General features: G+C 63.2%; 9 protein-coding genes. 3 read left to right on the forward strand and 6 right to left on the reverse strand.

Annotated features, from left to right (window positions below):
* Positions 1-60: 60 nt before the first annotated feature.
* Positions 61-2121 (forward strand): phosphate acetyltransferase, encoded by a 2061-nt coding sequence (pta, locus tag D8M36_RS07990; RefSeq protein WP_238638426.1) that lies wholly within the window; start codon positions 61-63, stop codon positions 2119-2121.
* A 17-nt stretch (positions 2122-2138) separates the two neighbouring features.
* The gene (locus D8M36_RS07995) at positions 2139-3356 is read left to right on the forward strand and encodes an acetate/propionate family kinase (RefSeq protein ID WP_238638427.1); all 1218 of its coding nucleotides are present in this window, start codon (positions 2139-2141) and stop codon (positions 3354-3356) included.
* Between the two features lie 77 nt (positions 3357-3433).
* On the opposite strand, the gene D8M36_RS08000 is transcribed toward D8M36_RS07995, so the two are convergent.
* Together D8M36_RS08000 and D8M36_RS08005 are read right to left on the reverse strand one after the other, a co-directional pair.
* The gene (locus tag D8M36_RS08000) at positions 3434-4546 is read right to left on the reverse strand and encodes a GuaB3 family IMP dehydrogenase-related protein (RefSeq protein WP_074298764.1); all 1113 of its coding nucleotides are present in this window, start codon (positions 4544-4546) and stop codon (positions 3434-3436) included.
* Positions 4547-4556: 10 nt separating this feature from the next.
* Complete coding sequence (locus tag D8M36_RS08005; RefSeq protein ID WP_126848065.1) at positions 4557-5261, reverse strand: exonuclease domain-containing protein; 705 nt, start codon at positions 5259-5261, stop codon at positions 4557-4559.
* 97 nt (positions 5262-5358) lie between these two features.
* Between D8M36_RS08005 and D8M36_RS08010 the strand changes: the two genes are divergently transcribed.
* A complete protein-coding gene (locus D8M36_RS08010) occupies positions 5359-8736 on the forward strand; it encodes an ABC transporter ATP-binding protein/permease (protein WP_126848066.1) in 3378 nt (1125 codons plus the stop codon).
* A gap of 313 nt (positions 8737-9049) precedes the next feature.
* On the opposite strand, the gene guaB is transcribed toward D8M36_RS08010, so the two are convergent.
* The 4 genes from guaB to D8M36_RS08030 are packed head-to-tail and all read right to left on the reverse strand — an operon-like array spanning position 9050 to position 12871.
* Positions 9050-10546 carry an IMP dehydrogenase gene (gene guaB / locus D8M36_RS08015; RefSeq protein ID WP_126848067.1) on the reverse strand — a complete coding sequence of 499 codons (1497 nt, stop codon included), beginning with the start codon at positions 10544-10546 and terminating at the stop codon, positions 9050-9052.
* Positions 10547-10555: 9 nt separating this feature from the next.
* A complete protein-coding gene (locus tag D8M36_RS08020; protein ID WP_126848068.1) occupies positions 10556-11194 on the reverse strand; it encodes a hypothetical protein in 639 nt (212 codons plus the stop codon).
* Entirely contained in the window at positions 11187-12164 is a 978-nt protein-coding gene (locus D8M36_RS08025) for a pseudouridine synthase (RefSeq protein WP_126848069.1), read from the reverse strand. Before D8M36_RS08025 ends, D8M36_RS08020 begins: the two co-directional genes overlap by 8 nt.
* A gap of 29 nt (positions 12165-12193) precedes the next feature.
* Entirely contained in the window at positions 12194-12871 is a 678-nt protein-coding gene (locus tag D8M36_RS08030) for a hypothetical protein (RefSeq protein ID WP_161970235.1), read from the reverse strand.
* Between the last annotated feature and the right edge of the window lie 148 nt (positions 12872-13019).

Consider the following 13019-nt stretch of genomic DNA (forward strand, 5'->3'; position numbering starts at 1 on the left):
TTGAGCGGAGCAGGACGCGGTTCCCTGACAGTGTCCAACCGCTCGACCTATCCTAGAAGCGTGTCTCACAGTGTGTATGTAACCTCGTCAGAAGGACGCTCCGGCAAGTCCACCGTTGCCCTCGGCCTCCTTGAAGCCCTCGTCGCCACGTCGGAAACCGTCGCCGTGTTCAGGCCGATCATCGATTCGCGCCACGACCGCGACTCCGCCGTCGAGCTGCTCACCTCGCACCCCGGCATTAGCCAGACTTACGAAGAAGCACTCGGCGTCACCTACGACCTCGTGAACTCCAATCCTGAGAAGGCGCAAGAAGAGATCATGCGCCGCTATCAGGAACTGCGCGAGAAGTATCAAGCGGTGCTCGTGCTCGGCTCGGATTACAACGGCCTCGCGAACCCCACCGAAGTGGCCTTCAACGCCACCGTGGCCGCGAATATCGGCGCCCCCGTGGTGCTCGTGGTGAGCTCGCGCCGCCGCGACCCGCAGCAGGCCGCAACCGTGGCCCAGATCGCTTTCCACGAGTTCGCACAGAACCACGCGACCCCCGTCGCCGTCGTCATCAACCGCGCCGAGACCGAGGATCTCCCCGCGGCCCGCGAGGAGATCGCCAAGGCCCTCCCCGAGGGCGTCATTACCGCGGCTCTTCCCGAATCGGACATCGTGTACTCGCCGAGCGTGAACGCGATCAAGGACGCCGTCAACGGCACGGTCGTTCAGGGGGAGCCGGAGCTTCTCGAGCGCGTGGCACTCGACATCGTCGTAGCCGCGATGGGTCTTCCGAATGTGCTCAAAAACCTCCACGAGTCGAGCACCGTGATTGCCCCCGGCGATCGCTACGATCTCATCCAGGGCATCCTCATGTCGCAGCAGTCGGGGACGTTCCCTTCGCTCAGCTCGCTCGTGCTCACTGGCGGCTACGACCTCCCCGAGGAAATCAAGGCCCTCGGCACGGGAGATCTGCCCATCATCGTGACCGAAGAAAACACGTTCGAGGCCGCCGTTGCCGCGAGCAACATCGACGGCAAGCTCACCTCGACCCCGCAGAAGGTCGACGCGGCACGTCGCCTCGTCGCCGAGAATTTCTCAATGAACGAGCTCATCTCGGCGCTCAACCTCGCCAAGAGCGACGTTGTGACCCCGATGATGTTCCAGTTCGAGCTCATCGCGCGTGCTCAGGGCGAGAAGAAAACCATCGTGCTTCCCGAGGGTGACGAGCCCCGCATCATCGCCGCGGCCGAGGTCATCCTCAACCGTGGTGTCGCCAACCTCGTGCTTCTCGGCGACGAAAACGTGATTCGCCAGAAAGCCACGCAGCTCGGCCACGACATCACCGAGGCCCGCATCGTCTCGCCACACGACGAAGAACTCGTCGAGAAGTTCGCCGAAGAGTTCGCGCGCCTGCGCGCAAAGAAGGGCGTGACACTCGACCAGGCACGCGACACCGTCCAGGACGTCTCCTACTTCGGCACGATGATGGTCCACATGGGCTACGCCGACGGCATGGTCTCCGGCGCGGTCAACTCGACTGCCCACACGATCCGCCCGGCACTCCAGATCATCAAGACGAAGCCCGACGCGAAGGTCGTCTCCTCCGTGTTCCTCATGGCGCTCGAGGATCGCGTTCTCGTGTACGGCGACTGCGCCGTGAACCCTGATCCGACCGCCGAGCAGCTCGCTGACATCGCCGCCCAGTCTGCCGCGACGGCCGCACAGTTCGGCGTGGACCCGCGCATCGCCATGCTCTCGTATTCGACGGGCACGAGTGGCTCGGGTGCCGACGTTGACAAGGTCCGCGAAGCGACCGCGCTCGTCAAGGAAAACCACCCCGACCTCAACGTGGAAGGCCCCATCCAGTACGACGCTGCTGTGGACGCCTCGGTCGCCAAGACCAAGCTCCCCGATTCGGCAGTCGCAGGACGCGCGACCGTGTTTGTGTTCCCCGACCTCAACACGGGTAACAACACCTACAAGGCCGTGCAGCGCTCCGCGGGCGCGATTGCGATCGGCCCGGTTCTTCAGGGACTCAACAAGCCCGTGAATGACCTTTCGCGCGGCGCCCTCGTCGAGGACATCATCAACACCGTCGTGATCACCGCGATCCAGGCGCAGAACCAGAACTGACGGGCAAAGAGCCCCTCTTGACTACGAACGGAGAAACCGTGACCAACAGCAATGTTCTCGTGATCAACTCGGGTTCGAGCTCGATCAAGTTTCAGCTCATCGATCCCACCTCGAATCACGTGACCGCCTCCGGCATCGTTGAGCGCATCACGCTGCCCACTGGCAACGCCTCGATCGAAGTCGGCGACAAGGAAGAAACGTGGGAGGGGGCGATTCCCGACCACGTCAAAGGCATGCAGGTCGTGGAGGAGCTCTTCGCGAAGGTGGGCGTTGAGCTGTCCGAGGAAACCGTGAGCGCCGTTGGCCACCGCGTGGTCCAGGGCGGCGCTGTGTTCCCCGAAGCTACCCTCGTGACCGACGAGGTTCGCGACCAGATCCACGAGCTCGGTGCCCTCGCTCCCCTGCACAACTACGCGGCGGTGGACGGCATCAACGGTGCCCGTGCGCTCCTGCCGAACCTCCCCCACGTCGTCGTGTTCGATACGTCGTTCTTCACACAGCTTCCGCCCGAGGCATACACCTACGCGATCAACAAGGAGGTCGCCGAGCAGTACAAGATTCGCCGCTACGGCGCTCACGGCACCTCCCACGAGTTCATTTCCTCGCGAGTGCCGGGCTTCCTCGGCCGCGAAGGTGAGGATCTCCGCCAGATCGTCCTTCACCTCGGCAACGGCGCTTCCGCCTCCGCCGTCAAGAACGGCCAGCCCATTGACACCTCGATGGGTCTCACCCCGCTCGAGGGGCTCGTCATGGGCACCCGCTCGGGCGACATCGACCCGTCGGTGTACGCGCTCCTCAGCCGCCAGGCTGGCATGGATCCCGCCGAGGTCGACACGCTGCTCAACAAGAAGTCGGGCCTCATGGGCCAGCTCGGAATGAGCGACTTCCGCGACATCACCGCCGCCGTGGAATCCGGCGACGAGAACGCGAAGCTCACGCTTGGCATGTGGGCGCACCGCGTCAAGAAGTACGTGGGTGCCTACGCTTTCATCCTCGGCGGCCTCGACGTCATCACGTTCACCGCGGGCATCGGCGAGAATGCCTCGCTCGCCCGCTCGAGCGCCCTCGAGGGCCTCGAGGAGTTCGGCATCATTCTTGACGAGGAAGCGAACGCGCAGCGCAAGAAGGAGCCGTGGATTATCTCGGCGCCCGAATCGAAGGTCACCGTGCTCGTGTACCCCACGAACGAGGAGCTCGCGATCGCGCAGCAGACCCTCGCGGTTGCGCGCGGCTAACAGTCTCCACACGGCTCGCATTGCCGTACAAAAATGGGGCTCGCCACCAACGGCGAGCCCCATTTTTCTATCGAGGATCAGCGGGTCGTCACGACCTCGACCCTCTGGAATTCCTTGAGGTCCGTGTAGCCCGTGGTCGCCATCGCGTGGCGCAGCGCGCCGACGAGGTTCGTGGTGCCATCGGCCGAGAGGCCCGGGCCAAAGAGAATCTGCTCGAGCGGCGCCACCTGGCCAACTTCGACGCGGTGACCGCGCGGCATCGTGGGGTGGTGCGCTTCGCTCCCCCAGTGGAAGCCGCGACCGGGCGCTTCGGTGGCACGCGCAAGTGCGGCGCCGACCATGAGACCGTCAGCTCCGCACGCAATGGCTTTCACGATGTCGCCACTGCGACCTAGGCCGCCGTCGGCAATCACGTGCACGTACCGGCCGCCGGATTCGTCCATGTAATCCCTGCGTGCTGCGGCGACATCCGCAACGGCCGAGGCGAGCGGTACCGAAATACCGAGGGTCTCCCACGTCGTTTGGCTCGCGCCGCCGCCGAAGCCCACGAGAACCCCCGCCGCGCCCGTGCGCATGAGGTGCAGGGCCGCCGTGTAGGTGGCGCAGCCGCCCACAATGACGGGAACATCGAGCTCGTAGATGAAGCGCTTGAGATTGAGCGGCTCGCGATTACCCGAAACATGCTCGGCGCTCACGGTCGTGCCGCGAATGAAGAAGATGTCCACGCCCGCGTCCACGACACTCTTCCAGTGCTCCTGGGTGCGCTGCGGAGAGAGGGATCCCGCTGCGACGACGCCGGCTTCGCGAAGCTGCGTGATGCGCTCGCGAATGAGCGTGGGTTTGATGGGCTCCGCGTAGATTTCACGGATGCGGCCGTGCACGTCGCTCGGTTCGAGGTGTGCGATCTCCTCGAGAAGTGGCTCGGGGTTCTCGTAGCGAGTCCACAGGCCCTCGAGATCGAGTACGCCGAGCCCGCCGAACTGGCCGAGCTGGATCGCCGTTTCGGGGCTCATCACCGAATCCATGGGGGCGGCGAAGATCGGGATGTCGAAGTGATAGGCATCCACTTGCCACGAGGTCGAGACATCCTCGGGATCCCGCGTGCGGCGGGAGGGCACCACGGCTACATCATCGAGGCCGTAGGTGCGGCGGCCCCGCTTATTGCGTCCAATTTCGATTTCGTTTTGCACGGTTTCCAGTCTACAGAGGCCAAACGGGATTGACGTCGGGTGTTTTGCCCTGCCGCTTCAGGTACTCGATGAAGTTTTCCGCCCACGCACGGTGGAGCTCGATTTGCTTCTTGTGGAGTTCGGCGAGGTCGCTTTCGGCGATCACCGTGTGCTTCTTCGCCATCGCCCGCAGCACATCGAGGGTCATGGACACATCGACATCGGCCGTATGCATATTGCCTTCCGGCTCCTCCACGCCGTACACCTCCATGAGGGTCGAAAGGTTGCGCTTGCCCTTGCGGTAGCGATCAAGCCCGCGATCGAGAACGAGCGGATCCACGACCGGCGCGATCGCACGACCGAGGCGATCCTCGAGCGTGGGAAGGTTATTGCGGCGAAGTTCCGCTTCGATGATCGAAAGATCGAATCCACCGTTGAACGCAACGATCGGCGCGCCCTGTTCGAGGCATTCGACGATGCGGAGTGCGATTTCTTCGAGCGCGGGCGCGGGATCCATGCCGTAGGCGCGCGCGTGCTCACTCGAGATGCCGTGCACGCGCGAGGCCTGCTCGGGGATCTCCATGCCCGGGTTGATGAGCCACGTGGCGATCGTTTCCCCCTCGCGGCCCGGCCCCGTGGAGAACACGAGCGCCGCGGTCACGATGCGATCATTCGCTGTATCGGTGCCCGTCGTTTCCGTATCAAAGCCCAGCATCGGGCCGTCAATCCAACTCATGTCACAAGCCTACGCGGGGGTGAGACATTTAAACTCCACGCGCCTACGATGGAGATACCCCCGCGAGGAAATCCCCGCCGTTCGCCATTGGAGAGCCGTGCTCGAACTTCACAACATCACGAAGTCTTACACCACCGGATCCTTCACGCAGGTCGCCCTCGCGGGCGTGAACGTTGCCTTCCGCGACAATGAATTCGTCGCGATCCTCGGGCAGTCCGGCTCCGGAAAGACCACGATGCTCAACGTTGTGGGGGGACTCGATCACTTCGATTCCGGTGACCTCGTGATCGACGGGATTTCCACGAAAAACTTCAAAGACCGCGACTGGGATCGCTACCGCAATAACCGCATCGGTTTCGTGTTCCAGAGCTACAACCTCATCCCCCACCAGAGCGTCCTCGCGAACGTTGAGCTCGCTCTCACGCTCTCAGGCGTCGGCCGCTCTGCGCGCCGCGAGCGCGCGCTCGACGCCCTCACCAAAGTGGGCCTTCGCGATCACGTTCACAAAAAACCAAGCCAACTTTCGGGCGGGCAGATGCAGCGCGTCGCAATTGCCCGCGCCCTCATTAATGACCCCGAGATTCTCCTCGCCGACGAACCCACGGGGGCCCTCGACTCCGAGACCTCCGTTCAGGTCATGGATCTTCTTCGGGAGGTCGCGAGCGACCGCCTCGTCATCATGGTGACCCACAACCCCGAGCTCGCCCACGAGTACGCCACGCGCGTCGTGGAATTCGCCGACGGTCAGGTCGTGGGCGATTCCGCTCCTTTCGATCCGGCCCTTGAGGAAACGCGCGCGGCGAAGCCCACGCGCAACACGCGCATGGGGCCTCTCACGGCGCTCATGCTGAGCTTCAACAACCTCATGACGAAAAAAGGCCGTACGCTCATGACCTCGTTCGCGGGCTCGATCGGCATTATCGGCATTGCCGCGATTCTCGCGCTCGCCAACGGCGTCAACAGCTACATCGATAAAACCGAGGAAAACGCGCTCGCGAACTACCCGCTCAGCATCCAAAAAACGGGAGTCTCGATGGAATCGGGACTCGCAAACGCGAAACCGAAAGGCGAAGCGAAAGCCAACACCGTGCGCGCCGTGGAGATGTACACGCGCTCGATGAATTCGACGAGCACTAACGATCTCGCCTCCCTCAAGAACTATTTCGACGCTAACGGAGGAGGAATCAACTCCTACGTCAAGGCGATCGAATACTCGTATGCGGCCGAACCTCAGATCTATGCGCTCGGCACCGACAAACCGGTGCAGGTGCACCCCGAGCAGGCGTTCTCCCAGTACGCGGGCGGCTTTTCCATGAGCCCCGCGAGCTCCATGTTCTCCATGAACGCCTTCCGGCAGCTACCCGCGAACACCGATCTTTACACGTCGAAATACCGGGTTCTCAGCGGGCACTGGCCCAAGAATTCTCGCGAACTCGTGCTTGTTCTCGACGAAAACGGTGAGATGCCCGATCTTTACGAATACACGCTCGGGCTCAAAGATCACGCGAAACTCGACGAGATGATGGAGAACATGCAGGCGGGCCGGGCCACGGGAGATTCCGACGCTTCCTCGGGTGAGAAAGCCTCCACAAAGCCGGGCGAATACGCTTTCGACCAGATCATTGGCACTGAATTTTCTCGCGTGAACGCCTTCGAGACCTACACCCACAACGATGACACGGGCACGTGGATCGACCGCAGCAACGATGCCGACTTCATGCGCGAAAAAATCGACAAGGGCGAGCGCCTCAGGGTCGTGGGGATCGTGCGCCCGAACGAAGGTGAGGACATGGGCGCGCTCCAGCAGGGCCTCTCCTACCTTCCCGCCCTCACGGACGAGGTCATCACCGAAGCTGCCCAGTCTGAGATCGTCCACGAGCAGCGTGCGCATCCCGATGTCGACGTTTTCACCGGAAAGACATTCGACGAACTCAAAAACGACGATCAGGGCGACGACTTCGATATGAGCTCCCTGTTTACGGTCGACCAGGAGAAAATTCGCGGCGCATTCCAGATCGACGAGTCGAAGCTCCAGATGGACCTCGGCGGGCTCGATCTCAGTTCGATGCCGCAACCGAACCTCGACCCCGGCTCCTTCGACATGAGCGACCTTGACCTCTCGAGTCTCGATCCGAGCGCGGCAGCCGTCGGAAGCCCGAACGTGAACGTGGAGGATCTCGATCTTGCCGACCTCACGGCCCGCTATCCCCAGCTTGCCGATATCGACCTCCCGGGCGTCCTTGCGAAAGCGCTCGAGGGCGAGGTGATTCAGCCGGGCGCCGGCGAGTACCTCAGCGGCGAAGCGGGTGCGCTCATCCAGGGTTTCCAGGCATATTACGCGGCCCATGCCGATTCCGACGGTGACCAGATTCCCGACAGGGACACGGCCGACGTGGTGCTCGAGTACCTCCAAACCGACGAGGTCCGCGCGAAAATCGAGGAGATTTCGAACTCCGACCAGGTCGTCAATCGGGAACTTCTCGAGCAGCAGCTTTCGGAAGCCCTCGGTGAGGACCCGGCGCTCCAGGAGATTTCCTCGGCGGTGAGCAGCGATCTTTCGAACGCCATCGCCGAACAGCTTTCCACCCAGCTCGGCGGCGCCCTCGCAAGCCAAATTCAACAGGCCATTGGCGGGTATTTGACGAACGCCATCGGCGCGATGATGCAGCAGTACATGACCTCGCTGCAAAACGAGATCGAGAGCCAAATCAATGGCGCAATGTCTCAGATGGGCGAGAATTTCGCGAAGGCCATGAGCGTCGATCCGGAGAAATTCGCCGACGCGTTCGAGATGAACATGGACGAAGAAGAGCTCGCGGCGTTCATGTCGACCATGGTCTCGACGCGCGCGGCAAGTTACGAGGACAATCTCGAAAAGCTCGGCTGGGCTGACCGCACGAGTCCCGATCAAGTCGATATTTACCCGGCCAGTTTCAAGGACAAAGACCAGGTCAAAGCAATTCTCGACGCCTACAACGCGCAGGCGAAGGGGCGTGGAGAGAAGAACAAGGAGATCGTCTACACCGACATGGTGGGCATGCTCATGAGCTCGGTCACGAGCATCATCAACGTCATCACGTGGATGCTCATCGCGTTCGTGTCGATCTCGCTCGTGGTCTCCTCGATCATGATCGCCATCATCACCTACATTTCCGTGCTCGAGCGGCGCAAGGAAATTGGCATCCTGCGTGCGGTGGGGGCGTCAAAGGCCGACGTTCGCCACGTGTTCAATGCGGAAACCGTGATCGAGGGGCTTCTCGCGGGTCTTATCGGCGTTGGCGTCACGCTTCTGCTGTGCATTCCGGCGAACATTATCGTCGAGCAAAAATTCGACGTGGAAAACATTGCGAGCCTGCCGCCCGTTGCGGGCTTCATTCTCGTGGCGATCTCGGTTCTGCTCACCGTGCTCGCGGGCGTGATCCCCTCAGGGCGTGCGGCGAGGCAGGACCCGGTGGAGGCGCTCCGCTCCGAGTAGCCCTTGGGCGAGCCCATACCATCGGGGCGGCACTGCCTCACTGCTTTCCAAGACCCCCAGCCCGGCTTCGACCTGCCATCCCCCGGTTTCCACCTGCCATACCCCGGTATCCACCTGTCACCCCCGGTATCCACCTGCCACCCCAGCCGATCCTGGAAGTGGTGAAAAACGGCGTTAGACCCTGGAATTTCTCCGTGTGGCGGCGATTTTTCACCACTTCAGAGAAACAGCTTCACCACTTTAGGGTCGCAGCGGGAGAAAAATCAGAAGGGGCGAAGGCACCACAAGCCTCCGCCCCCGCACCACCGAAGCCCTAGCGTGCGCGGTAGTTCGGCGCCTCCACAATCTGCGCCATATCGTGCGGGTGCGACTCCTTGAGGCCCGCCGCCGTGATGCGCACAAACTTGCCGCGCTCCTTGAGCTCCGGAATCGTGTGCGCACCCACGTAGAACATCGACTGCGCGAGGCCACCCGTAAGCTGATGCACGACGGTGCCGAGCGCGCCCTTGTAGGCCACGGTGCCTTCGATGCCCTCGGGCACAATCTTGTCGTCGGTCTCCACGTCGGCCTGGAAGTAGCGGTCCTTCGAGAAGGACTTCTTGCCGCGCGAGGCCATCGCACCGAGCGAGCCCATTCCGCGGTAGCTCTTGAACTGCTTGCCGTTCATGAGGATCACTTCGCCGGGCGACTCGGCGGTGCCCGCGAGGAGCGAGCCGAGCATCACGGTATCGGCGCCGGCCACAAGGGCCTTCGCGATATCGCCCGAGTATTGCAAGCCACCATCGCCAATGAGGGGAACACCCGCGCTCTTGCAGGCCTTCGACGCCTCGTAGATGGCGGTGACCTGCGGAACACCCACGCCGGCCACAACCCGCGTTGTGCAGATCGATCCCGGGCCCACGCCCACCTTGACGGCATCAACGCCCGCATCGATGAGCGCCTGGGCGCCCTCGCGCGTCGCGACGTTGCCGCCGATGATCTGCACGCCGTCGAAAGCCTTATCGCTCTTGAGGCGCCGAATCATGTCGAGGGCGAGGCGCGCGTGGCCGTTCGCGGTGTCCACCACGAGCACGTCCACACCCGCATCGCGCAGTGCACCGGCACGTTCGTAGGAATCCCCAAAGAAGCCCACGCCCGCACCGATCAGGAGGCGCCCCTCGGCGTCCTTCGAGGCGTTCGGGAACTGCTCGCTCTTGACGAAGTCCTTCACGGTGATGAGGCCCGTGAGCTTGCCGCTTTCGTCCACGAGGGGCAAGCGCTCACGCTTGTGCTTGCGCAGCAGCGCCGTTGCTTCTTCACGGCTCACGTCGGTAGGCGCGGTGTACACCTCGCGCGTCATGACGTCCGAAACCTTCGTGCTGGCCCACTCGGCCACGGGAATGAAGCGCAGGTCGCGATTCGTGCAAATGCCGAGCAGCGTGCCGGTCTCGTCCACGACGGGCAGGCCCGAGACGCGATAGTTGCCGCAAATCGCATCGAAGTCTTCGAGCGTCGCATCCGGGCCAATCGTCACGGGGTTCGGCACGCGGCCGGTCTGGGTGCGCTTGACGAGGTCGACCTGGTGGGCTTGATCCTCGATCGAAAGGTTGCGGTGAAGAATACCGATACCGCCAAGGCGCGCCATCGCAATCGCCATGCGGGCTTCGGTCACGGTGTCCATCGCGGCAGAGGCGAGGGGCACCCTCAGGTTAATCTCGCGCGTGAGCCGCGCGGTCGTGTCTACATCGCTCGGGATGACGTCCGTCTCCCCGGGAAGAAGCAGCACGTCGTCATAGGTCAGGCCAACAAAACCGAAGGGATCATTCGTCATGCTCCAACCTTAGCGCCGCCGCCTTGCTAGTTCCTTCCTGCGCGCATCAAATGCTTCAAGAAACACGTGCGGATCCTCGAACTCCTCGCGCCACGGCATCGCGTAGCGCTTCGCAAGGGCGCGGTTCTGCCAGGATTTGCGGGCCACGCGATCGCGTGCAAGTAACTCCCGCCGCGATGCACTCGCCGCACCGCACACATGCCGCTCAAACTCGGCGATCCCCTCATAACTGCGATCGTCCCAGCCGCTATAGGGGATAAGCAGGCGTCGGCCTTCCCCCGCTTCGAGCACCGTGACACCCTGCGGGCGAAAATCCGGGACCACCGCCCGCACATGCGCGGCGTCACACCACTGCCGCCCCCTGCGCACGCGCCCCGACTCCCGGTTCCACCAGGTCGTGCGGTGCGTGAGAAGAAGCACCGCAAGCATGAGAAGCGCGAGCAGCACCCACCCCGCGGCCCACGCTGCGGGAAGAGCAGTCCACCACGGCCACCACAACTGGCGATGCACATACAGCCCCGTGACCGGCAAGAACACCGCGGAAAGCAGCGGCGCGCCCCACCTGAGCCACGGCACGAGGCGCGCGGCAAAAGTGGGTCCAAGCGCCACTTTAGTACCCTTCACGCGCGCGCTGATCTGCTCATTCATCGCTCTCCGCCTCCCGCGGCCACCACTCGAAGCGCCGCTCCGCCCCCGTCACCGGATCATGAAACGCCATGAGCACACTCCACAGCGCGAGCGGCTCGCTCACCTCCCTGCGGTAACGCTCCCCCGTGAGCGGATCGGGCGCGGGTGCGGGATACAGTTCGTCCCCCACGATGGGCAGGCCCACGTGGGCGAGGTGTACACGCAACTGGTGGGTGCGGCCCGTGTGCGGAGTCAGGCTCAGCAAAGTCCGACGGCTGCCAGCCTCCCGCCGCAGCATTCGCACACTCGTCCACGCCTCTTTTCCCTCGGAATCGATGTGCGCCCATAGATCACCGTGCCTCTTCACTATGGGCTCACGAATCTCAAGCGGGCCGCGCTCGAGGCCGGCAAGCGTCGGACAATCCCCCTCTACCCACGCCACATAGCGCTTTCGGACTTCCCCGCGCGCAAAAAGCTGCTGGTAAGCGCCACGCTCCTCGGGAATCTTCGACAGCACAAGGATCCCGCCAGTCTGTTTATCGAGCCGGTGAATCGGCGAGAGATCAGGGAGAGCATGCGCCACCCTCAGCCGCACAAGGGCACTGCGGCGCACATGCTCGCCGCGCGGAATACTCGCCATGTCGCGCGGCTTCGCGACCACAAGCAGATGCTCATCTTCGAACACCACGGGAATCTCGCGCGGCTCAACCTCCTCGGGGGCAAGCTCCCTGTGGAAGAACACCTCGCGCGCACGCGTCACCGCCTCGGTCTCGCCCCACGGCTCACCGAGCTGATCCACGAACTCCCCCGCGGCGAAACGCTCACCCAGGTCACGCGCCTCCACCGAACCGAGCGCCGGGAATCGCTCGAGCAAAACCTCCCCCACGGGCCGACCTACTTCACGCGGCGTTGCCACCACCCGCACGGCATCAAGCCCACCCCGTTGCGGCAGGGGCGGGCGAGTAAAACGCTTGGTTCGGCGGGCAGGCATGGTTCCATTGTGCCAAGGAACCGGTGGCCTCAGATCCCCCAGATCATGAACGTGACGACATTGTGCGCCGCGTAAAACGCCACAATCGCCAGGACAAAAAGGTTCGGGTGGCGGTCAATGATCGAGAGGGAGCCCGGCATCATGCGCGCGAGCTCGCCGGGCCGTGCGTGATCGATGTGCTCAATCCGCACCCCACGCTCCTCCGCCTCACGCACAAGAATCGACTGAGCACGAGTGCCATAGAACGCGCCCGAAAGGTTCGCCACGCGGCTCGTGTGTGAACGCATGATGAGGGCCGCATCGAAGGCATCGATCTCAGTTTCCACGGGGTCGCGAGGCTCTTTGCCGCGGTAAATGTCACGCACGAGCCAAATGCCGGAAATCGCACTCCACTTCGCTGAACGAGGGATGCGGAACAGGCCGCGCACCTTGATGCGATCGTCGTACAGAACGACGCGTTGCGTGAGGATGCGGAGCAGAGCAATGATCGCGAGGACAACAACCGCGAACCACCCGTAAAGCGGAAGGGTGAACCAGTGGTCATGGAAGAGGCGCGGATCGCTCCACAAGCTCTGCCCGATGAAACTAATACCCACGAGGAACTCGAGCAGCACCGTAAACACGACCGCTGCGAGGAGGGCGGCACTCATGGCCGCGGGGCTCGGCCGCATCACGATTTTATGGGGCTTCCCACCCTTGCGAGTCATCGGCTCCTCGGCCGATGGCACGCGATTCGACGTGCTTCGCGAGGGTGATTGAGACACAGCGCTCATGCAGTCCCCTCTCCCTCTCGCAAGTATCGGCAGGTCAGGCTTTGGCGTGCGCGGGCGCGCTCGGCACACTTCGAGTGCGCTT

Origin of the sequence: Dermabacter sp. HSID17554 (assembly GCF_003989295.1) — a bacterium.
In the GTDB taxonomy this organism is placed as follows: Bacteria; Actinomycetota; Actinomycetes; order Actinomycetales; family Dermabacteraceae; genus Dermabacter; species Dermabacter vaginalis.